Origin of the sequence: Streptomyces huiliensis, assembly GCF_020037025.1 — a bacterium.
Classification (GTDB): Bacteria; Actinomycetota; Actinomycetes; order Streptomycetales; family Streptomycetaceae; genus Streptomyces; species Streptomyces huiliensis.
In genome coordinates, this window is sequence record NZ_JAIQLH010000051.1 from 43,321 (window position 1) to 64,913 (window position 21,593).

General features: G+C 73.5%; 15 protein-coding genes and 1 pseudogene. 7 read left to right on the forward strand and 9 right to left on the reverse strand.

Annotated elements, in window-relative coordinates:
* Positions 1–60: 60 nt before the first annotated feature.
* The 5 genes from JNW98_RS11000 to JNW98_RS11020 all read right to left on the reverse strand — a co-directional run bounded on the left by JNW98_RS11000 (position 61) and on the right by JNW98_RS11020 (position 5,194).
* On the reverse strand, positions 61–420 hold the full coding sequence (locus tag JNW98_RS11000; protein WP_372459211.1) for a hypothetical protein: 360 nt from the start codon (positions 418–420) through the stop codon (positions 61–63).
* A gap of 78 nt (positions 421–498) precedes the next feature.
* Positions 499–3,249 (reverse strand): AAA family ATPase, encoded by a 2,751-nt coding sequence (locus JNW98_RS11005; protein WP_223767959.1) that lies wholly within the window; start codon positions 3,247–3,249, stop codon positions 499–501.
* Positions 3,250–3,653: 404 nt separating this feature from the next.
* Positions 3,654–4,262, reverse strand: coding sequence for a hypothetical protein (locus JNW98_RS11010; RefSeq protein ID WP_223767960.1), 609 nt, complete (start codon positions 4,260–4,262; stop codon positions 3,654–3,656).
* A 240-nt stretch (positions 4,263–4,502) separates the two neighbouring features.
* On the reverse strand, positions 4,503–4,829 hold the full coding sequence (locus tag JNW98_RS11015) for a helix-turn-helix domain-containing protein (protein WP_223767993.1): 327 nt from the start codon (positions 4,827–4,829) through the stop codon (positions 4,503–4,505).
* Between the two features lie 92 nt (positions 4,830–4,921).
* Positions 4,922–5,194: a YkoF family thiamine-binding protein gene (locus tag JNW98_RS11020; protein ID WP_223767961.1), complete on the reverse strand. Its 273-nt coding sequence runs from the start codon at positions 5,192–5,194 to the stop codon at positions 4,922–4,924.
* A gap of 552 nt (positions 5,195–5,746) precedes the next feature.
* On the opposite strand from JNW98_RS11020, the pseudogene JNW98_RS11025 reads away from it, so the two are divergent.
* The 6 genes and pseudogenes from JNW98_RS11025 to JNW98_RS11050 form a co-directional block, all read left to right on the forward strand.
* Positions 5,747–6,007 (forward strand): annotated as a pseudogene (locus JNW98_RS11025) (transposase); the annotation flags it as partial.
* Positions 6,008–6,528: 521 nt separating this feature from the next.
* Positions 6,529–10,431: a type I polyketide synthase gene (locus JNW98_RS11030; RefSeq protein WP_223767962.1), complete on the forward strand. Its 3,903-nt coding sequence runs from the start codon at positions 6,529–6,531 to the stop codon at positions 10,429–10,431.
* 216 nt (positions 10,432–10,647) lie between these two features.
* Positions 10,648–11,427, forward strand: coding sequence for a TIM barrel protein (locus tag JNW98_RS11035; RefSeq protein WP_223767963.1), 780 nt, complete (start codon positions 10,648–10,650; stop codon positions 11,425–11,427).
* Positions 11,428–11,657: 230 nt separating this feature from the next.
* A complete protein-coding gene (locus JNW98_RS11040) occupies positions 11,658–12,530 on the forward strand; it encodes a 2-hydroxy-3-oxopropionate reductase (RefSeq protein WP_223767964.1) in 873 nt (290 codons plus the stop codon).
* A 5-nt stretch (positions 12,531–12,535) separates the two neighbouring features.
* Entirely contained in the window at positions 12,536–14,287 is a 1,752-nt protein-coding gene (gcl, locus tag JNW98_RS11045) for a glyoxylate carboligase (protein ID WP_223767994.1), read from the forward strand.
* 185 nt (positions 14,288–14,472) lie between these two features.
* Entirely contained in the window at positions 14,473–15,303 is an 831-nt protein-coding gene (locus JNW98_RS11050; RefSeq protein ID WP_223767965.1) for a hypothetical protein, read from the forward strand.
* On the opposite strand, the gene JNW98_RS11055 is transcribed toward JNW98_RS11050, so the two are convergent.
* Positions 15,266–15,577 carry a hypothetical protein gene (locus JNW98_RS11055; protein ID WP_223767966.1) on the reverse strand — a complete coding sequence of 104 codons (312 nt, stop codon included), beginning with the start codon at positions 15,575–15,577 and terminating at the stop codon, positions 15,266–15,268. The two genes, JNW98_RS11050 and JNW98_RS11055, sit on opposite strands and share 38 nt — an antisense overlap.
* A gap of 291 nt (positions 15,578–15,868) precedes the next feature.
* Entirely contained in the window at positions 15,869–16,765 is an 897-nt protein-coding gene (locus tag JNW98_RS11060) for a LysR family transcriptional regulator (RefSeq protein ID WP_223767967.1), read from the reverse strand.
* Positions 16,766–16,971: 206 nt separating this feature from the next.
* Here JNW98_RS11060 and JNW98_RS11065 point away from each other — a divergent pair, with 206 nt between their 5' ends.
* The gene (locus tag JNW98_RS11065; RefSeq protein WP_223767968.1) at positions 16,972–17,973 is read left to right on the forward strand and encodes an NADP-dependent oxidoreductase; all 1,002 of its coding nucleotides are present in this window, start codon (positions 16,972–16,974) and stop codon (positions 17,971–17,973) included.
* A gap of 38 nt (positions 17,974–18,011) precedes the next feature.
* On the opposite strand, the gene JNW98_RS11070 is transcribed toward JNW98_RS11065, so the two are convergent.
* Together JNW98_RS11070 and JNW98_RS11075 are read right to left on the reverse strand one after the other, a co-directional pair.
* Entirely contained in the window at positions 18,012–19,712 is a 1,701-nt protein-coding gene (locus JNW98_RS11070) for an AMP-binding protein (RefSeq protein ID WP_223767969.1), read from the reverse strand.
* A complete protein-coding gene (locus JNW98_RS11075; RefSeq protein WP_223767970.1) occupies positions 19,709–21,445 on the reverse strand; it encodes an AMP-binding protein in 1,737 nt (578 codons plus the stop codon). Before JNW98_RS11075 ends, JNW98_RS11070 begins: the two co-directional genes overlap by 4 nt.
* Between the last annotated feature and the right edge of the window lie 148 nt (positions 21,446–21,593).

Sequence of the window (21,593 nt, forward strand, 5' to 3'; positions counted from 1 at the left end):
GCCACCCGCTCGTCGGCGAAGGCTCGCTCCCGATGCCACCGCTCGGGTTGAGGGCGCCTGTCAGGCCAGGTCTTGCCGTCGCAGCCAGGCCGGCCGTATCGGTACGCCGTCCGCGTCCACGGCGGGCTCGTCCGGCGTGGACCCAGGTCGGGGCTTCGCTTCCGGCGCGGCCGGCTCTGCCGGGGCGGCGCTGTCCTCCAGTAGCTCCGCCACCGTGAAGCGGGTGGCATGGGACTGCCACGAACCGTCGACGACCAGCAGAAAGCCGTCAGCACTACGGAAGAGGCGACGGCGCTTGTGCTTGAGCGGGTGTGCCGGCCGGTAGTCCCGGGCAGCCTTCTCCAGCCGCGCCAGCGCGTCCGCCCGTTCCCCTCTCACTTGCCCCAGCACACGAGCCTCGACGTGCTTGCGGTCCCCCATTCCCACAGTCGATTCGACGATCAGCCCCCATGTCGCCATGCCCCACCCCATCTCTCCTCGCCGACAGCGACTTTAGCCTCACCCCTCGTCGGCGTGGTTGCTCAGGGCGTCGCGTAGGGCGGCGCGGGAAGTGATGCCGAGTTTGGGGAAGACGCGGTAGAGGTGGGAGCTGACGGTTCGTGGGGACAGGCGGGTGCGCTCGGCGATTTCCTTGTTCGTCAGGCCGGTCGCGGCGAGCTCGGCGATTCGGCGTTCCTGCCAGGTGAGGGGCGGGGCGGGCGGGCCCGGCCGGGTCAGGGACCGGTCCGCGAGGCGCAGTTCGGTGCGGGCGCGGTCCGCCCAGGCCGTGCAGCCGAGGCGGTCGAACGTCTCGGCGGCCGGCACCAGGGCCTGCCGGGCCGCGCGGGGTTCCTTCAGCCGCCGCAGGGTGAAGCCGTAGGCCAGGCGGATGCGCGCCAGCTCGAAGGGGAAGTCGCCGGCCGCCGGGTACGCCTCGACGCGCGCGTACAGCGTCGTCGCCTCCGCCGGGTCGTCCGCGGTCATCGCGAGGGCGCCGTAGGCGGAGAGGGCCAGCCGCGGGGACGCCTCCGGCAGGCCCGCCGCGCACGCCGCCAGGGCGTGCCGCCGCGCCTGCTCGCGGCGGCCGCTGTAGAGCGCGGCCTCCACCAGTTCGAGCAGGGCACGCGGGGCGATCTGGTGGGCGTGCCGGTCGAAGCTGCCCGGCGGCGTCATCCCGATGGCGTAGAGGTACGCCGCCTCGAAGTCCCCTTCGGTGAGCGCCACTCCGGTGGCGATCGCCTCCGTGATCTGGGTGAGGAGGCCGACCCCGCGCGGACGGGCCCAGGCGTCCACGGCGGACTGCAGCTCCCGCGCGGCACCGAGCCGCCCCTGCCGGGCCGCCAACTGCCCGAGTACGGCACGGGTGTGGTAGGCGAGGAGGACGTGGCCGTGCGCGGTGCACAGGTCCAGCGCCTGATGCCCGGTCCGCTCGGCCTCATCCCATTCGCCGGAGTACATCTGGTCCAGCATCAGCATCCTCAGCATGATCATCACGCTGGACACGGCGCCGGCCTCCTGCTCCCGTTCGACGGCGCGCCGCAGTTGGGGGCGGTAGTGGCTCAGCACGTCGACGTGGGAGGCGCAGATGCCCAGCCGGGCCAGGTCCCACGGCGCGAGGTGCGCCTCGGCGGCGAACGCCTGCTCCAGGCGCCCGCGCAGCCCGGCGCCGTCGCGCGCCACGGCGCTCGCGTCCCGGTACAGCGCCGTCAGCGGGTGGACCCGGTCGCCGAGCGAGTCGAGGATCCGCTCGGCGCGCTGCCACAGGGCGGGGTCGCCCGCGTAGTGGGCCATGGTGACCAGCGCGTCGGCCGCCCGGGCCAGGGTTCCGTCGTCGGCCCGCGCCATCCCGTCCGGCCACCGTTCGACCGCCGTCGCCAGCCGCTGGAAGGCGGGCGTGACGGCTCCGGCCTGGACGAAGTCCGCATGGGCCGAGGTGAGGACGGCGGCCAGGGAACCGGCCGTGCCGGGCTCCGGGTCCGAGTGGTGGAGCAACCGTTGCGCCTCGTCCAGCAGCGCGGCCTGGCCGGCGAGGTAGGCCGCGTCGCCGAGCCGCCGGGAGCGGTCCGCGGGCCGTTCGCTCAGCTCCGCGGCGCGGGTCAGCCAGGCGACGGCGGCCGCCGCGCCGCCGCGTCGCGTCGCGGAGTCGGCCGCCGCTTCCAGCGCCGCGGCCACCGCCTCGTCCGGGTCGGCGACCGAGGCTGCCAGGTGGCCCGCGTGCCGTTCGGCGTCGGCCCGGTGCACCCGGGACAGTTCGACGTGGGCGGCCCGACGCTGGTCTGGCGTCGCCAGTTGGATGACGGCGGAGCGGACCAGCGGGTGCCGGAAGACGAAGTCGCCCGTGGCCGGGTCGACGTCGAGCAGGCCCGACGCGACGGCCGGTTCGACCTCGCGCATCCGGTACCGCGTGGCGTGCACGCGCCCCCGGAGCCGGCCGGCGGCGGCGCCGTCCAGGGCGCCGCGCAGCAGCTCCGCCCGGACGGCGGGGGCCAGGCGCTCGATCCGCGTGCCGTAGAGCTGTTGGAGGCGTCGGGGCAGCGGCACGCCGGGGGCGGCGAACAGGTCACCGGCCGGGTGCGGCGCGGCCAGGTAGGGCGGCAGTTCCTGGAGGGCGAGCGGGTTGCCCCGGGCGTGGTCCAGGACGGCCCGCCGGACGCGCTCGTCGAGACGGGGGTGGCGCTGCGCCAGGAGGCGTCCGGCGTCCTCCTCCGACAGGGCCGCGACCGGCAGTTCGGGGAGCCGGGCGTGGTCGAAGGCGGAACGCGCCTCGGCCCGCAGGGCGATCAGCATCTTCACGGGAACGGCCGTCAGCCGGCGTGCCACGAAACCGCACACCTCCGCGCTGGCGTCGTCCAGCCACTGGCCGTCGTCGACCAGCAGGGTCAGCGGTCGTTCGGCGGCGGCCGACGACAGCAGGTCCAGTACGGCGATGCCGAGGGACATCACGGACGGCGGCTCGCCCTCGCCGCCGCCGAACACCACGTCCAGCACGTCGTGCCGCTTGTCCGGTCGGGCGGTGCGGCCGAGCAGGGGGTAAAGGCACTGGTGCAGCCCGGCGAACGGCAGCTCCGACTCGGCCTCCACCCCGGTGGCCCGGATGAGTACGTGGTCCGCCCGGGCCGCCCACCGCGCCGCCTGGTCGACCAGCGCGCTCTTGCCCACCCCCGCCTCGCCGCGCAGCACCAGGGCCTGCCCCCCGGGCGCGGCCACGAACGCCGACAGCAGGGCCAGCTCGCGCCCTCGGCCGACCAGGGGCGTTTCCGCCGGTTCCATGCTTCCCCCACGTCCACGCGCGACCGCCCGGTCCGTCCCGGGCGGTCGCGCGGTGATCATCATGTACACGACGTAGCATGCCAGCCCGGTGGCGCGGCCCGCGCTTGTCGGCGAGCGTTCGGCGGTGGGGTGAGCCAAGGTCGTCGTCTCGCGGGATGCCCGGAGGAGGCGAAGGGGCGCCGCCGGCCGGTGGGAGGTGTGGCCTATGCGGAGGCTGGTGGTGGATGCGGCGCGGGATGGAACAGGTGGAACGGGACGTCGCGGTTGAGGCGGAAGCGATGCTGTCGCCGCGGCGCGGACCAGGCAACGCGAACGGCCGGTCGGTGCTGTGACCGACCGGCCGTTCCGGTGTCGTGCTGCTGCTCTCTCGGCGCCGCTTGGCGCCCAGGTCGCGTCGTTGCCGCTCAGCCCATCGTGCAGGCGAGCTGCGCCTTCACCGCGTTGCGGAGGTCCTCCTGGGCGCGGCAGTCGGCGTTGTAGACGTCTTCCCACTTGGGGCTGACGACGTGGACGTTCACGATCTCGGTGATGATGTTGACGTTCCCCTGGGCCACGATGGTGTTGCGGGCGACCGCCACCTGGGAGGTCGGAGCGGTCGTGGCTCCGATGACGCCGCCTTCACCGTAGATCAAGTTGGTGATCTTGGTGTAGATGGTGACTTCCTTGCCCTGGATGTTGTTGCCGACGATGGCGACCGTCCAGTCCTTGTAATTGCGCTGCCAGGCGTTGCGGGTCCGCTGGTTCAGTGCGGTCACGGCGCCGTACCCGAGCTTGGCGATCCAGTAGTGCTTGATCAACGGACGGCCGCCCGGGTGGTCGCGGGGCTGGGCCGGGTCTCCGAGCTGCACGTCACTGAACCGAGCCTGGTTTCCGACGCTCAGGCGATCGGACGCCGCGCCCTGTCCGGGCGCGGCACCGGCCGGCGTGACGACGCCGCCGGTGACGGCAAGGGCCGCGGCCGCGGCGGCCACGGCCGTCTTCCACTTCACCGCGGGACGCTGACTGGTTGCCATCCTGGTACTCCTCGTATCCGCATGTCCGACAAGCACGCGGGCAAGTTCCCCGCGTCCACCACCGGGAACGCCCGGCACCCCCTGACTCTCGTCGATCCGCGCCCGGGCGCACATCAGTCATTTGACGGTCGGCCGCGGGCGCCCGTCGCCGCGCGGCGTGCCGGGCCTGCGGCCCCGAGAGCGCCTCTCGGGCGCGAGGCGGCCGGCCGGCGTGTGCGCCCCGCACGCCCGAACGCCCGGCTACTCCGCCCGGTTCAGGTAGTTGTAGATGGTGAACCGGCTGACGCCGAGGGCCGCGGCGGCCTTTTCGACGCCGTGGCGGAGGGTGAAGGCGCCGCGGGATTCCAGGGTGCGGACGATGGACTGCTTGGTCTTGCGGTCGAGTTCGGCGAGCGGGGCGCCGTGGCGGCGTTCGAGGTCGGCGAGGATGCGGTCGAGGGAGTCGGAGAGGTGGGGGAGGCGGACGGCTACGGTCTCGCGGCCCTCCCAGCTGAGGACCACGTCGTCCGGCAGGGCTTCGGCGGGGTCGAGGAGGGTGCCGCCGATCGCCTCGACCAGAGGGGTCACGGCGGCGCGGAAGCGATCGGCATCGGCCTCGGTCCCGGCCTCGGTCCCGGCATCGGCCCCGGCATCGGTTCCGGCATCGGCGGAGGGGGGCGTCACGGGCCGGTCCTCGGGGTGCCGCCGGGTGCGTCCAGGACGTTCACCTGGAGGGAGATGCGGGTGGCGCCCGCGCCTATCGAGCGGCGCAACAGGGCGTCCACCGCGGTCAGGACCGCCTCGGCGCCGCCCTCGGCGGTGTTGCCGAAGGGGCCGACGTCCACGTGGTCCAAGCCCGCGTCCTGGACCGCGTCCCGGGCGGCGACGGCGTGTGGGGGCGGCCGGTCGAGGTCGAACGGTTCGGTGGTGAATTCCACTCTCAGTCGCACCATGCGGTCACGGTAACCGGCCCGGCGTCTCACTTGGCGGCCGTCCAAATTTGTACGTTCGAAAGAGGGTTCACTCTGCGTCAGGGGCGCCCGGGCGCGGCCGCCACGCTCGGTGACGCCTTCCGGGCGGCAAAGGGCCGGCGTCGGATGCGGGGTCCGCCGGTTCCCCGGCGCATTTCGCGATGTGCCAGGAAGGCGTGCGGGAGGCGTGCCACCAAGTGAGACATGAAAAACATTTGGTGACGTGGATCACATTGCTGCTTCTGTGATGGTACATCCATCATTGTGTTGGCCGACGATTTAAGGGCGCTCTTTCGGGATCTCGGGGCACACGTCCCGAATGCCCCGCAGGCAAAAGGCGGTTGCCGAGAGACGCCGGCCCGGCCCCCACCGCCGCGGCACCCGGCCGACGAACGACGCGCACCCCCCGTTTCCCCTACCGCGTGGACACGCGATTACGGAGAAAACGAAGTGAGCTCACCCGCGTTATCCACCCGTTCCGCCCGTCCGGCCCGCCCGTCGGCGCCGGACTTCCGGAACCCCCTCGCGCTCTCCCTGCCCGCGCCCGCACCGACCGTCCTCACCGGACGCCTCGTCCCGGACGACCTCTGGCATCTGGCCAAGGAGGCGATACCGCCGACGCCGAAACGGCCGCAGGGCGGCGGGCAGCGCCGGGTCGACGACCGCGAGGTGCTGGCCGCCATCGTGTTCGTGGCGGGATCCGGTTGCAGCTGGCGCCGGCTGCCCCCGGTGTTCGGCGCCTCCTGGCAGACCGTGCACCGCCGGTTCACCGAATGGAGCGCCGCCGGCCTCTGGGACCTGCTCTGCGCCGCCGCCGAGCACCGCGCCGCCGAGCACCGCGCCGTCGAACACCGCGCCGCCGGGGCCCGTAACGACCGGGCGTCCGCCGACCGGGCCCGCAACGACTGGACGCTGACCGTCTGCCGCCGCATCCGCGCCCGCGCCGCGTCCTCCGGCTCCTCCGTCCCCTCCGGTCCGTCCGGCGCCTGGGTACCGCCGGCCGCCCCGGCCCCAGCCCCGGCCCCGGCCCGTCCCGACGACGGCTCCCCGCCGGACGTCCTCCGGCGCGCTCCCCTCGCCGCCGCCCGCTGAGCCCTGCCCGTTGAGCCCCGCCCATTGAGCCTCGCTTACTGAGCCCCGCTTACTGAGCCCAGCCGCGGGCCGGCTCATTCTCCGGAAGCGGAGCCGGAGCCCGGCGGAAACACCTGTGCCGTTTCCGTCAGGGCCTCTCCCCTCCCCTTCCCTCCCTTCCCGCCCCACCGCATGGCCGTTCCACCCACCCTGTTTTCCCTGCCGAGACGAACGGAATGACGCGCATGCAGCAGCACGAAAGGCAGCAGCACGAATCGGTCGCGCTCATCGGAATCGGCTGCCGGTTCCCCGGCGGCATCGACTCCCCGGAATCGTTCTGGAATTTCCTGTCCGGCGGCAAGGTGTCCGCCGAGCCCACTCCCGAGGACCGCTGGCGTCCCTACACGAAGATCAGCCCGGAGTTCTCCGAGGCGCTCCGCCGCGCCGACCGGCCGGGCAACTTCATCGGTGACGTCGACGGTTTCGACGCCGAGTTCTTCGGGATCACGCCGCGCGAGGCGGAGTTCATGGACCCGCAGCAGCGGCTCGTCCTCGAAGTGGCGTGGGAGGCGCTGGAGCACGCCGGCATGGCACCGCGCTCGGTGGCGGGCTCCGACGCCGGCGTGTACATCGGCACCTGCTCCGACGACTACGGGCGGCGGCTGCTGGAGGACCTGCCCCGGATCGAGCCGTGGACGGGCATCGGCGCCCAGCTCACCGGCATCGCCAACCGGGTCTCGCACGTCCTCGACCTGCACGGCCCCAGCTTCGTCCTGGACTCCGCCTGCTCGGCGTCGCTGGTGGCGGTGCACCTGGCCTGCCAGTCGCTGCTGACCGGCGAGACGTCCCTCGCCCTGGCCGGCGGCGTCAACATCATCCTCTCGCCCGCGTACACCCTCACCCTGGAGGCGGCCGGCGCCCTCTCCCCCGACGGCCGCAGCAAGCCGTTCGACGCGGAGGGCGACGGGTACGGGCGTGCCGAGGGCTGTGGCGTCCTGGTGCTCAAGCGGCTGGCGGACGCCGAGCGGGACGGCGACCGGATCCTCGCCGTCATCAAGGGGACCGCCGTCGCCCAGGACGGCGCGACCAACGGCATCATGGCCCCCAACCCCGACGCCCAGCGCGACCTGCTCCGCCTCGCCTGGCAGCGGGCGGGCCTCGACCCGGCCACCGCGGGCTACATCGAGGCGCACGGCACGGGCACCCGGCTCGGCGACCCGGTCGAGGCGTCCGGCCTGCACGCCGTGTTCGGCACCGGGCGGCCGGACGGCAAGCCGTGCTGGATCGGCTCGGTGAAGTCCAACATCGGCCACGCCGAACCCGCTTCGGGCGTCGCCGGGATCATCAAGGCCACGCTGATGCTGCGCGAGGCGGAGCTGGCGGCGACGGTCCTGACCAGCGAGCCGAGCCCCGACATCCCCTGGGACGACTGGGGGTTGCGGCTCGTCACCGAGCACCAGGCGTGGCCCAAGGGCGACACCCCGCGCCGGGCCGGCGTCTCCGGGTACGGGTACGGCGGCACCATCGGCCACGTCGTCCTGGAGGAGGCGCCCGTCACGGACGAGTCGGAGGAACCGGTCGCCGAGCCGGCGGGCGGTGCCGTCCGCGCGTACCCCCTCTCGTACCGCTCCCCCGCCGGGATCACCGCCTACGCGGGCCGGCTCGCCGACTGGCTGGAGCAGCACCCCGGCACTCCGCTGTCCGCCGTCGGCCACACCCTCGCCACCCGCCGCAGCCACCTGGAGCACCGCGCGACCGTGATCGCCGACGGCCGCGCCGAACTCGTGGCGCGGCTGCGCGAACTGGCCGCCGACAAGAGCGGAGAGCGGCACGAGAGCGGGGAGCGGCAGCTGGACGGCGTCGTCACCGGTGCCGTACGGCCGGGCGGAACGCAGGGCGACCCGGGGACGGTGTGGGTGTTCTCCGGCCACGGCTCCCACTGGTCGGGCATGGGCGCCGAACTGCTCGCCTCGCGACCCGAGTTCGCCGCCGTGATCGACGCGCTGGAGCCGGTGTTCCAGGAGGAGCTGGGCTTCTCGGCCCGGCAGGCCCTGCTGGACGGCGACTTCGACTCCGTCGACCGCGCCCAGTCCATGATCTTCGCGGTGCAGGTGGGTCTCGCCGAGGTGTGGCGGGCGCACGGCCACCGGCCGTCCGCCGTCATCGGGCACTCGGTCGGTGAGATCGCCGCGGCCGTGGCGGCCGGGGCGCTGAGCCTGGAGGACGGCGCCCGGCTCAGCGGCCGGCGGTCCGCGCTGCTGCGCCGGGTGGCCGGCAAGGGCGCGATGGCCATGGTCGGGCTGCCCTTCGACGAGGTGGCGGCGCGGCTGGAAGGCAACGAGCGGATCTCCGCCGCCATCGCGTCATCGCCGCTGTCCTCGGTGGTCTCCGGCGACGCCGGGGCCGTGGCGGACCTGGTCCGCGACTGGCAGGCCGAGGGCCTGCCGGTACGGAACGTCAACTCCGACGTCGCCTTCCACAGCCGGCACATGCTGGAGCTCACGGACGGCCTGCGCGACGCCCTCCGAGAACTGGCCCCGCAGGCCCCGGAGGTGCCGCTGTACACCACGGCCCTCGCCGATCCCCGCTCCGACGCCCCGCACGACGCCGCGTACTGGGTGGCCAACCTGCGCGAACCGGTCCGGCTCGCGCAGGCGGTGACCGCGGCCGTCGAGGACGGGTACCGCCGCTTCCTGGAGGTCGCGCCGCACCCCGTCGTCTCCCACTCGATCAACGAGACGCTGGCGCACCTGGACGTCACCGGCGCCCACGTCGGCCACAGCCTCCGCCGCGACAAGCCCGAACTGCGCACGCTGCTGGCGGGACTGGGCGGGCTGCACGCGCACGGCGCGGAGATCGACTGGTCCCTCCACCACCCGGCCACCCACCCGGCCGAACTGCCGCCGGTGGTCTGGCAGCACCGCCGACACTGGCTCGACGCCGTGCTGCCGGCCGCCGCGGTCGTCTCCCACCAGCACGACATCAGTGGCCATACCCTGCTCGGCGCCCCCGTGGACCTCGCCACCACCAGCGGCACCGCGCTACGGGTGTGGAACACCGTCCTGGACGAGGCCAGTCGGCCCTTCCCCGGCGGCCACTCCCTGCACGGCGCCTCGATCGTCCCCGCCTCCTCGATCATCCACACCTTCCTGGAGGCCGCCCCGGGCACCGGCGGCAGCAAGGCGCTGTTCGACCTCTCGCTGCGCTTCCCCATCGCCCTCGCCTCGGCACGTGAGGTGCAGGTGGTGCGGGAGGGCCTGGAGCTGCGGCTCAGCACCCGGGCCGTGGGGGCGAAGGGCGGCCCCGGCAACTGGCTGACGCACACCTCCGGTTCGACCATGGCCGACAGCGCCGCTCCGTTCCCGGACGCCTTCCTGACCGTCCGGGCCCCGGAGGACCTGGAGACCGCCGACCCGTCGGTGGTGATCGGCCGGCTCGACGCGATCGGCGTCGAGGGCATCGCCTGGCCGTGGGAGGTGCGCGAGCTCCTCAAGGGCGAGAACGTCCTGCGGGCCGTGATCCACGCCCCCGCCGTGCCCGGCGACCAGGTCACCTGGGCGCCGCTGCTGGACGCGGCCCTCGGCGTCGTCCCCGTCATCTACGGCGGGCCGCCCACCGTCCGGATGCCCGCGCACATACGCGAGGTGCGCGTCGTGGGCGAGGCGCCCGAGACCGGTGTGGTGGACATCCGGCTCGTGGACCCGGAGACGGACACCGTCGACATCGTCATCAGCGACGAGAGCGGGCGACTGTGCGCCTGGCTGCCGGGGACGCGGTTCGGCGCCCTGCGCGCGGAGGTGCCGGCCGGGCGCGCGGCGGAGCCCGAGCCCGCCGCCGGGGCGGACGAACCGGCCACCGTCGACTGGGCCTCCCTGCCGGCCGACGTCCTGGCCGCCCGGATCGACGAGGAGGTCTGCGGGCGCCTGGCCCGCGAGATGAAGATCCCGGCGGCCGAGCTGGACCGCGACCGGCCGCTGACCGACCTGGGCCTGGACTCCGTGATGTCGATGGTCGTCTGCGGCCAGCTGGAGAAGCTGCTCGGGGTCCGGCTGCCGGTCACGGTGCTGTGGAACCACCCGACGGCGGGGGGCCTCGCGGCGTACGTGGCCGCGCAGTTGGGCGCGGATGAGGAGGTGGCGGCGGCTTAAGCCCTTCGTCTCCCGGCGACCTTCGCCCTCCCGCGAGCCTTCGCCCTCCCGGCGAGTCTTCGACCTCCCGGTGACACGGCCGGCCCGTGTGCGACTCGACGTCGCACGCGGGCCGGTCCGCGTCGCGGGGTCCCTTGACAGGCCGGGCCCGGTCGGGCACCTTCATTTCCGTTGCGCGGATTTCACATTCCACAATACGGAAGTAGGTGTCCTGTGGTGGCTCCCGACGATCAACGCCTGGCCGCCAACCTTTCCCTCCTCCACGCCGACCTCCCCCTCCTGGAGCGCCCAGCCGCGGCGGCCGCCGCCGGGTTCTCCGCCGTCGAGCTGTGGTGGCCGTGGCCGGACGAACCGTGCCCACCGGCCGCCGAACTCGACGCGCTACACGCCGCGTTGACGTCCGCCGGCACCCGGCTCGTGGGGCTGAACTTCTACGCGGGCCGGCTGCCCGGGCCCGACCGGGGCGCCCTGTCCCTGCCGGGACGGGAGTCGGAGCGCTTCCGCGCCAACCTCGACGTCGCCGCCGACTTCGCCGGGTCGCTCGGCTGTACGGGCCTCAACGCCCTCTACGGCAACCGGCTGCCGGACGTGGATCCGGCTCTCCAGGACGCGCTCGCCCTCGACAACCTCGTCCTCGCGGCACGGGCGGCGCACCGGGTGGGTGCGGATCTGCTCGTCGAGGCGCTCAACTCGGCCGAGTCGCCGGGCTATCCCCTCGTCACGGCGGAGGCCGCCGTCGCCGTCGTGGAGCGGGTCAATACGGTGACCGGGTTGGGGAACGCGAAGTTCCTGATGGATCTGTACCACCTGGCGATGGGCGGTGCGGACTTGGACGCCGTCATCGACCGGTACGGGGCTTCGGCCGGGCACGTGCAGTTCGCGGACTGGCCGGGGCGGGGGGCGCCCGGGACCGGGCGGCTCGATTTCGGGGCGCTGGTCGCGCGGCTCCGCAAGGCGGGGTACGGCGGGTGGGTCGCGCTGGAGCATCGGCCGTAGGGGTGGTGCCCCGGTCCCGCCCCTTCGCCGCTTCCTGGGGCTGCGCCCCAGACCCCCTTGTCGCGGCTCCGCCGCTCGTCCGCGCCACTCAGCCCGTCCGGCGTTTGAGGACAACCGCGCGGAGCGCGGTTTCGGGGGTGCGGGGGCGCAGCCCCCGCAAGAAACGGTGAAAGGGCGGGACCGGGGCACCACCCCAACCGCCCCACACCCGCTTCCCGAGAGGAACGACCATGCACATCGCCTGGATAGGTCTAGGAATCATGGGCTCCCCCATGGCCCACAACCTCCTCAAGGCCAACTACCCCCTCACCGCCCACACCCTCGAACAACACAAACTCGACCACCTCGCCGCCCACGGCGGTATCCCCGCCCCCTCCATAGCGGAAGCCGTCCGCGACGCCGACGTCATCATCACCATGCTCCCGGCGGACACCGAGGTGACGAAGGTCGCGCTCGGCAGGGACGGCATCCTCGAACACGCCCGCCCAGACGCCCTGTTCATCGACATGTCGACGGTGACACCGAGCACAGCCGTCACCCTGGCCAGGGAAGGCGCCGAACGCGCCCTCCGCGTCCTGGACGCCCCCGTCTCGGGCGGCGAGGCGGGCGCCGTCGAAGGCACGCTGTCGATCATGGTGGGCGGGGAGCGGGCGGACTTCGAGGCGGCCCGGCCGCTGTTCGAGGTCCTCGGGTCGACGGCCGCGCTGTGCGGGCCGCACGGCGCCGGCCAGACCGTCAAGGCGGCGAACCAGCTGATCGTCGCGGCGACCTTACAAGCGTGCGCCGAGGCCGTCGTGTTCCTGGAGCGCTCCGGCGTGGAGCCGGCCACCGCGCTGGACGTGCTGAACGGCGGGCTCGCCGGCTCGGCCGTGCTCGACCGGAAGAAGCACGCCTTCCTCACCCGCGACTTCACTCCGGGCTTCCGGATCGACCTGCACCACAAGGACATGGGCATCGTCACGGCCGCCGCCCGCGAGGCCGGCGTCGCCCTCCCGCTCTGCGGGCTGGTGGCGCAACTGGTCGCGGCGGTCCGGGCGCAGGGCGACGGCGGGCTCGACCACGCGGCCCTGCTGCGCGGCGTGGAGAGGATGTCGGCCGCATGAGCGGGATGAGCGGAATCAGCGTGCCCCGGATCCCCGCCATGCGCGCGGTGGTCCACATCCTCAAGGACGAGGGCGTCGACACCGTCTTCGGCTGCCCCGGCGCCGCCATCCTCCCCCTCTACCAGGCGCTTGAGGCGGACGGCCGCATCGAGCACCTCATAGTCCGGCACGAGGAGGCCGCGGCGCACATGGCCGACGGCTGGGCCCGGACCAACGGACGGGTGGGTGTGGCCCTGGCGACCTCGGGCCCGGGCGCCACCAACCTGGTCACCGGCCTCTACACGGCGTACGCGGACTCGGTCCCGATGGTCTGCGTCACCGGCCAGGCGGTCTCCGGCAAGCTGCACCAGGAGGCGTTCCAGGCGGTGGACATCGTGGGCGTGGCCCGGCCGGTCACCAAGTGGGCCGTGCAGGTCAAGGAGGCGGCACAGCTGCCGTGGGTGTTCCGCGAGGCGTTCCGCACGGCCCGGGAGGGCCGGCCGGGTCCGGTGCTGGTGGACATCCCGCTGGACGTGGCCAGGCACGAGATCGCGTACGCGCCCGGAACCGACGCCCCGCTGCCCGTCCGGCCGTGCCTGCCGCACGGGCCGTCCGTCGAGGCCGCCCTCGACCTGCTGCTCGCCGCGGAACGGCCGCTCGTGCTGGCCGGCGGCGGGGTCGTCACGGCCGGGGCGGCGGCGGAACTCCGGGCGCTGGTCGAGGAGCTGCGGCTGCCGTTCCAGGTGACGCTGATGGGCAAGGGTGTCATCGAGGACGACCACGAGCTCAACATGGGCACCACCGGCATCCAGACGTCCCAGCGGTACGCCAACGCCTCGTTTCTGGAGGCCGACTTCGTGCTCGCGGTCGGCGCCCGCTTCGGCGACCGGCACACCGGCGCCGACCTCTCCGTCTACCGGGGGACGCGGACGTTCGTGCAGGTGGACGTCGAGCCCACCCAGCTGGGCCGGGTGGTCGCGCCGGAGCTGGGCATCGTCTCCGACGCCCGGGCCTTCCTCGCCGCTCTCCTCGCCGCCGCCAGGGCCCGCGCCGCCAGGAGCGGACCCGTCCGACCGCGGATCGGCCCCTGGCGGGACCGGTGCGCCGAACTGAAGCGGACCCTCGTCCGCCGCGAGGACTTCGACTCCGTCCCCGTCAAGGCGCCCCGGGTCTACAAGGAGATCAACGAGGTCTTCGGCGCGGACACGTACTTCGTCACCGCCATCGGCCTGTACCAGATCTGGGGCGGGCAGCATCAGAAGGCCCACCGGCCCCGCCACTACCAGGTGTGCGGCCAGGCCGGGCCGCTGGGATGGGAGGTGCCGGCCGCGATCGGTGTGAAGAAGGCGCTGGAGGGCATGGGCCGGGGCGCGACGGAAGTGGTGGGCGTCGTGGGGGACTACGGGTTCCAGTACACGGTCGAGGAACTGGCGGTGGCCGCGCAGTATGCCGTTCCCTTCGTACTCATCATGCTCAACAACGAGTACCTGGGCCTCATCCGACAGGCGTCCCTCCCCTACGCCATGAACTACCAGGTCGATATCCATTACGACGAGACGGGCACCGACAACGTCAAGATCATGGAGGCGTACGGCTGTTCAGGACGGCGGGTCGTCCGGCCCGGCGACATCCGCCCGGCGATCGAGTGGGCGCGGGAGAAAGCCGTCGCCACCTCGCGTCCCGTCCTGGTCGAGATCATGATCGAGCGGGAGGCCAACACCCCGCACGGCACCGACATCGACGCCGTCCGCGAGTACGAGCCACTGCCCGCCCCCTAAACCCCCGGGCGGTGGCGTCCCATCCGTCGGGTCGCGCCGCGGCGCCGCCGTCCGGGTCCCTGCTTCGGCCATTCGCGCCCCTCCTGGCGTCCGGTTCGTGGACTATGGAGGGCCTGAGCCCTCCTCGGGCCTCAGCCCTCTTCTCGTACTGCTCAGTCCTACGGACCTGTTCGCTGGAGCCGACCATGGCCAAGAGCGTGCCGGTGCACTGCCCGACGTGCGGCCGGGAGCACCCGTTCACTCCGCCCACCTATCCCTGCGCCTGCGGCGCTCCCCTCACCCTGCCCGTCTCCCCCGGCGCCGTTCCGCATCCCGTGGCGCACCGCACCTGGCGGAACGGCTGGGTGGCCGTCCGCTGCGCGGGCTGCGGGCGGCGGGGAGAGTGGCCCAGACCGGAGTTCGACTGCTCGTGCGGGGCCGTGGTCCAACTGTCCGTGGAGTCCGGGGGGACGGGAGAGCCTGGGGGAACCGGAGAGTCCAGGGGGACCGGAGCGTCCGGGGGAACCGGAGCGTCCGGGGAACCCGACCGGCCCGCGAGGTCCGCCGCGTCGGCCGCGTCGGCCGCCGGGGACGCCGGCACCCGCACGGCCGGAGCCCGGCGCACGGCCCGGCCGGCCTTCCGGCCCGTCGCCATCCGCACCGAGCGCGACGCGGTCACCGCCGCCCAGCGCTATCTGCGCTGGCTCGGCTTCTCCCAGGTCCGGCGGCCGGACGGGCCGTCGGGGCTGCCGGGCCTGTCGGGGCCGGCGCGGACGCAGCTGGTCGACCTGCTGGCGGACGGCCTCGTCGTACGGGTGGATCCCACGACCCTGCCCACGACCGCCCGGGACGTCGAGTGCCTCTGGCTGTACGCCCTGACCGGGGACGCGACCGGGCTCTGCTTCTCGCTCGCCGGCTACACGACCGAGGCCCGCTCGCGGGCGGACGACTGCCGCCTCCCGCTGTTCGTCATGGACCTCACGGGCGCGCCGCGCGCGCTCAACGACTGCGCGGAGGAGCTGGTCCGCCGGCGGTGAAGCGGTGAACCCCCGGCGCCCGGCTGACGGCGGGCGGCTGCGGCGGGCGGCTGGCGGCGGGCGGGACCGCGGGATCAGCCCCGTCCCGGGCCGGCTCGCGCAGGGCGATGACGTGGTTGACCGTCTCGACGGCCTCCTGCTTCCACGCCTCCAGGGCCTCCTTCCCCGAACTCACCACGTCGTCGAAGAAACCGGCGCCGGTGGTGGCGGACGGCGCGGTGCCGCGCCCGGAGTTCGAGAGCACGCCCAGGAACGCGGCGGCTCGGAGGGTCATTACGGCGACGTCGCGCATGAAGTACCTCTAATCCGCTCATCGGCTGAGACACATCACGACTGCCCCGGCGGTACGGCGACATGCAGCGCGTCACCCGCACGAGGTCGTCAGAGAGGCAGTAAAACGTTTCCCCGGCTGTGAGTTCGGGGCCCCCGGGATCACGTCCCCGTGCGGAGCATCCCCGGGGGCCGCGGCCGGCAAAACGACCCACCACCCAGTTCACCCAACTGAGGGAAAACCAGGGCGAAAAGGAATGAGGCAAGGCGTGCGGGGCGAGGCGAGAGGAGGCGTTCAGCGCGCCCCGGCCGCCGCCGTTCCCCGCAGTTCCCGGACGAGTTCCCGGACCGCCGCGCTCCGCGCCGCCTCCGGTGTCGCCACCCAGCCGACGCTGCGCGTGGGCCGCCGCGGGCCCAGGTCCGTCACGGCCACCGACGGCGGGACGACGGCCAGCGACAGGGCCGGCATCACGGCCATGCCCAGCCCCTGGGCCACCATGGACAGCACGACGCTGTCGTCCTCCGCCTCGATCGTCGCCCGCGGGATCCAGTCCTGCCCGGCCCACCAGGCGCGGGTGTACGAACCGCAGTTCTCGGCCCAGTCGACGAGCGGCAGCGTCCGGGGCGCGGGGTGGCCCGCCGGGTGGACGAGGGAGTACGGCTCCGAGAGGAGCGGCGCCGAGAGCAGCCCCGGCGGGAGCGCCTGGGTGCCGTCGAGGGTGGCGATCCCGAGGTCGGCCCGGCCGTCCGCGACCTCGCCCGCCGTCCCGCGGCCGATCTCCCGGACGGTCCGTACCTCGGGGCTGAGCCCCGGGTGCCGGGCCGTGAGCCGGGCCAGCGCGGCGGGCAGCAGGTGGGCGGCGGCGCTGCGGAAGGCGGAGATCCGCAGCGGGCCGGTGAGCCCCTCGGGCCCCGCGCCCCGGGTCTCCGCGCCCATCGTCTCCAGCAGCCGCAGGATGCGGCGGGCCCGCGCGACGGCCCGGGCGCCGGCCTCCGTCGGCCGGGCACCGTGCCGCCCGCGGTCGAACAGCACCGCGCCGAGCCGCCGTTCACAGGTCCGCACGGCGTGCGAGACGGCGGACTGGGACAGGCCGAGCCGGGCCCCGGCGGCGGTGAAGGTGCCCGCCTCGTCCACGGCGACCAGCACGCGGAGCTCCGGGAGGGTGGGTTCGTGCTGCTCGTTCCGCGCCATTCCCGTCGTCCCCGCCATTCCCGTCGTCCCCGCCATCCCCGCTGTCCCCGTCGTCCCCGCTGTCCCCGCCATCCCTGCTGTCCCCGCCATCCCCGCTGTCCCCGCCATCCCTGGAATCTACGTCCATGAACGGCATTCATGGAAGCCGCTCTTCCATCGATCCCGAGGGCTGGGACGCCACCGCCCCCGCCGCCTACGTTTCCCCCATGACCAGCACCTTCCGCTCCGTCCACCAGGTGGCCCGCCCGCAGGGCGCCCCCACCGCCGCCCACTTCGCCTTCGTCGAGGAGCCGCTGCCCGCGGTGCGCCCCGGCACCGCGCTGGTGGAGAACGTCCTGCTGTCCGTCGACCCGTACATGCGCGAGGCCATGGACGCGGACTGGGAGCTGAACGCCCCGCTGGAGGGCCGGTCGATCGGCCGCGTCGTGGAGTCCCGCGATCCCGCCCTGGCCGTCGGCGACCTGGTCTTCCACCGGAAGGGCTGGCGCACCCACGCCCTGGTCTCGGCGGCGGAGGGCGCCCGGGTGCTGCCGCGCCACGACGGCGTACCCCTGAGCACCTGGCTCGGGCTGCTCGGCGGGACGGGGCTCAGCGCGTACGTCGGCCTCGTCCGGATCGCCGGGGTCCGGCCCGGGGACACCGTCTTCGTCTCGGCCGCCGCGGGCGGCGTGGGCAGCACGGCCGGGCAGCTGGCCCGGCTGCTGGGCGCGGGCCGGGTGATCGGCAGCGCAGGGTCGGCGGCCAAGGTCGCGCACCTCGTGGACGACCTCGGGTTCGACGCCGCCTTCGACTACCACGACGGGCCGGTGGCCGAGCAGTTGGCGAAGGCGGCGCCGGACGGCATCGACGTCTACCTGGACAACGTCGGCGGCGACCACCTGGAGGCGGCCATCGCCTCGATGCGCCCGCACGGGCGGATCGCCTGGTGCGGGGCGGTGGCCCAGTACAACAGCGCCGAGCCGCCGCCGGCGCCGCGCAACCTCTACGACGTCGTCGAGAAGAGCATCCGCCTGGAGGGCTTCCTGGTGCGGGAGCACGGGGACGCGCAGGCGGAGTGGGAGGACTTCCTCGTTCCGCACCTCCAGGCGGGGCGGGTGGTGCGGGACGAGACGGTGGTGGAGGGGTTCGACGGGGTGGTGGAGGCGTTCCTGGGCATGCTGGCGGGACGGAACACGGGCAAGATGCTCGTTCGGACGGCTGCGGCGTAGGGGTGCCCCGGTCCCTCCCCTAGAGGGGGCACCCCCATTCACCGCTTCCCGGGGAGGACCCCGGACCTCCTGAAACCGCGCTCCGCGCGGTTGTCCTCAAACGCCGGACGGGCTGATTCGGCCCCCTCCAGCAGCGCCACGGCCTCCTCCCGCAGCTCCACCTTCCGTACCTTCCCGCTCACCGTCATCGGGAACGTCTCCATGACCCGCAGGTAGCGCGGCACCTTGTAGTGGGCCAGCCGGCCGCGGCAGTAGCGGGCCAGTTCCTCGCGGCTGAGGCCGCCCGCGTCGTCGTGGAGGATGACGCACGCCATGATCTCCTCGCCCATCTGATCATCCGGGACCCCGATGACCTGGACGTCCGCGATCTTGGGATGGGTGTGCAGGAACTCCTCGATCTCCCGCGGGTAGACGTTCTCCCCGCCCCTGATGATCATGTCCTTGCTGCGGCCGACGATCCGGACGTAGCCCTCCTCGTCCATCACCGCGAGGTCGCCCGTGTGCATCCAGCGGTCGGCGTCGATCGCCTCCGCGGTCCGCTCGGCGTCGTTCCAGTAGCCGAGCATCACCGAGTAGCCGCGGGTGCACAGCTCGCCGGGCTCGCCGCGGGGGACCGTGGCGCCGGACTCCGGGTCGACGATCTTCACCTCGACGTGCGGGAGCACCCGCCCGACCGTGCCCGTCCGGCGGTCCAGGTCGTCGTCGGGCCGGGTCTGGGTGGAGACCGGGGAGGTCTCGGTCATGCCGTAGCAGATGGTGACCTCCTCCATGTGCATCTCGGCGACGACGCGCTTCATCACCTCGGCGGGGCACGGCGAGCCCGCCATGATGCCGGTGCGCAGCGTGGAGAGGTCGTAGGTGGCGAAGTCCGGCAGGTCGAGCTCGGCGATGAACATCGTGGGGACGCCGTAGAGCGAGGTGCAGCGCTCGCGCTCGACGGCGTGGAGGGTGGCGGTGGGGTCGAAGGTGGGGGCGGGGATGACCACGCAGGCGCCGTGGGTGGTGGCCGCGAGGTTGCCCATCACCATGCCGAAGCAGTGGTAGAAGGGGACCGGCAGGGCGATCCGGTCCTCCTCGGTGTAGCCGAGCGTCTCCCCCACGAAATAGCCGTTGTTGAGGATGTTGCGGTGGGAGAGGGTGGCGCCCTTGGCGAAGCCTGTGGTGCCGGAGGTGTACTGGATGTTGACGGGGTCCTCGGGGCTCAGCCCGGCCTCGCGTTCGGCGAGTCGCTCGCGGGGCGTCCCGGCGCCGAGCCGGACCAGGCCCGTCCACGTCGGGTCGTCCAGGTAGACGACGTCGCGCAGGGCGGGGCAGTCGCCGCGGACCTGCTCGACCATGCGCCGGTAGTCGCTGGTCTTGTAGGCGGTGGCCGAGACCAGCACCGAGACGCCGGACTGCCGCAGCACGTAGGAGAGTTCGTGCACCCGGTAGGCCGGGTTGACGTTGACCATGATCGCGCCGATGCGGGCGGTCGCGTACTGGACGATCATCCACTCCGGGCAGTTGACGGACCAGATGCCGACCCGGTCGCCCTGGGCCACCCCCTTGGCGAGCAGCCCCAGCGCGACCTCCTCCACGGCGCGCCCGAACTCGTCGTACGTCCATCGTCGTCCGCCCTGGACGTCGACGAGCGCCTCGCGTTCACCGAAGAGGGCGACGGTACGGGTGAGACTGGCGCCGATGGTCTCTCGAAGCAGGGGGGTGTCGACGGGGCCGCCCGCGTACGAGGGTGTGCTCACCGGTGGTCTTCCTCTCTGAATTCGGTACCGCCGCCCTGCGCGGTGCGTTCGCGCAGCTCGATGCGGCGGATCTTGCCGGACACGGTCTTGGGCAGCTCGGCGAACTCCAGCCGGCGGATGCGCTTGTACGGCGCGAGGACCGCGCGCGAGTGGGCGAACAGCGCCTTCGCGGTGTCCGGCCCCGGCTCCCAGCCCTCGGCGAGGACGACGTACGCCTTGGGCACGGAGAGCCGCAGCGGGTCGGGCGAGGGCACGACGGCGGCCTCCGCGACGGCCTCGTGCTCCAACAGCGCGCTCTCCAGCTCGAAGGGCGAGATCTTGTAGTCGCTCGACTTGAAGACGTCGTCCGCGCGCCCGATGTAGGTGATGTATCCGTCCGCGTCCCGGGCACCGATGTCGCCGGTGCGGTAGTAGCCGCCGGCCATCGCCTCGGCGGTGCGCTCGGGGTCGCCGGCGTAGCCGGTCATCAGGCCGACGGGACGGGTCGCGGGGTCGCCGGTGAGGTCGAGGGAGATCTCTCCCTCGTCGGCCGGTTCGCCGGTGACCGGGTCGAGCAGGACGACGGTGAAGCCGGGGCTCGGGCGGCCCATGGAGCCGGTCTTCAGCGGCTGCCCGGGCGGGTTGGCGACCTGGACGGAGGTCTCCGTCTGCCCGAAGCCGTCCCGGATGGTGACGCCCCAGGCGCGCCGGACGGCCTCGATGACCTCCGGGTTGAGCGGCTCGCCGGCCGCCACCACCTCGCGCGGCGGGGTGCGCAGGGCCCGCAGGTCGGCCTGGATGAGCATGCGCCAGACGGTGGGCGGGGCGCAGAAGCTCGTCACGCCGCAGCGGTCCATCTCGGCCATCAGGCGGGCCGGGTCGAAGCGGGTGTAGTTGACCACGAAGACCGTCGCCCCGGCGTTCCAGGGCGCGAAGAAGTTGGACCAGGCGTGTTTGGCCCAGCCGGGCGAGGAGATGTTGAGGTGCACGTCGCCGGGGCGCAGCCCGATCCAGTACATCGTGGTCAAGTGGCCGATGGGGTACGACGTGTGGGTGTGCTCGACGAGTTTGGGGCGGGCGGTGGTGCCGGAGGTGAAGTACAGGAGGAGGGGGGCGTCGGCGGGGGTGGGGCCGTCGGGGACGAAGCTCTCGTCGCTCTCATCCGTCCCTTCACTGCCATCCGCCGTTCCGTCCTCGTACGGGAGCCAGCCGGGCGGCGGGGTGCCGCCGACGGCGATCCGCGTGTAGTCGCCGGGGACCTCGGCGAACTTGCCGGTGTCGGCGGTCCGGACGACGACGTGCCGGGCCCGGCCGCGCTCGATGCGGTCGGCCAGGTCGGCGGGGCCGAGCAGCGGGGTGGCGGGGATGACGACGGCGCGCAGCTTCATCGCCGCGAGCATGGTCTCCCAGAGCTCGGCCTGATTGCCGAGCATGAGGACGATCCGGTCGCCGGCGCGGACGCCGCGGGCGCGCAGCCGGCGGGCGGTCCGGTCGGAGCGGCGGCGCAGCGCGTCGAAGGACAGCTTCGTCTCGCTGCCGTCCTCCTCCACGATCCAGAGGGCGGTGGCGTCGTTGCCGCGGGCGAGCGGGTCGAACCAGTCCAGCGCCCAGTTGAAGTGGGCGGGGCGGGGCCAGACGAAGCCGTCGTACGCGGCGCGGTAGTCCTCCCGGTGGGCGAGCAGGAAGTCCCGCGCCGCCCGGAAGGCGTCCGCTCCGCCCGGCGCCGCCGCTCCCGCCGTGTTCTCTGCCGCCACGTCTTCCTCCACTCGCCGCGCGTGCCGTCGATCGTCCGATCCGCGGTCGATCCGTGGTCGATCCGCAGGTGAGCATCGTGCGTCGGTGATCGAAGACCCGCCAGCCCCGGACGGGGCTGTCCGCGCCACGCGAACAGGGGATTCCCGC

Coding starts and splice junctions, on each gene's coding strand:
- JNW98_RS11040 (WP_223767964.1), top strand. CDS start 11,658: ATGCACATCGCCTGGATAGGTCTAGGAATCATGGGCTCCCCCATGGCC.
- JNW98_RS11005 (WP_223767959.1), bottom strand. CDS start 3,249: ATGGAACCGGCGGAAACGCCCCTGGTCGGCCGAGGGCGCGAGCTGGCC.
- gcl (WP_223767994.1), top strand. CDS start 12,536: ATGAGCGGAATCAGCGTGCCCCGGATCCCCGCCATGCGCGCGGTGGTC.
- JNW98_RS11000 (WP_372459211.1), bottom strand. CDS start 420: ATGGGGGACCGCAAGCACGTCGAGGCTCGTGTGCTGGGGCAAGTGAGA.
- JNW98_RS11060 (WP_223767967.1), bottom strand. CDS start 16,765: ATGGCGCGGAACGAGCAGCACGAACCCACCCTCCCGGAGCTCCGCGTG.
- JNW98_RS11020 (WP_223767961.1), bottom strand. CDS start 5,194: ATGGTGCGACTGAGAGTGGAATTCACCACCGAACCGTTCGACCTCGAC.
- JNW98_RS11030 (WP_223767962.1), top strand. CDS start 6,529: ATGCAGCAGCACGAAAGGCAGCAGCACGAATCGGTCGCGCTCATCGGA.
- JNW98_RS11055 (WP_223767966.1), bottom strand. CDS start 15,577: ATGACCCTCCGAGCCGCCGCGTTCCTGGGCGTGCTCTCGAACTCCGGG.
- JNW98_RS11050 (WP_223767965.1), top strand. CDS start 14,473: ATGGCCAAGAGCGTGCCGGTGCACTGCCCGACGTGCGGCCGGGAGCAC.
- JNW98_RS11065 (WP_223767968.1), top strand. CDS start 16,972: ATGACCAGCACCTTCCGCTCCGTCCACCAGGTGGCCCGCCCGCAGGGC.
- JNW98_RS11010 (WP_223767960.1), bottom strand. CDS start 4,262: ATGGCAACCAGTCAGCGTCCCGCGGTGAAGTGGAAGACGGCCGTGGCC.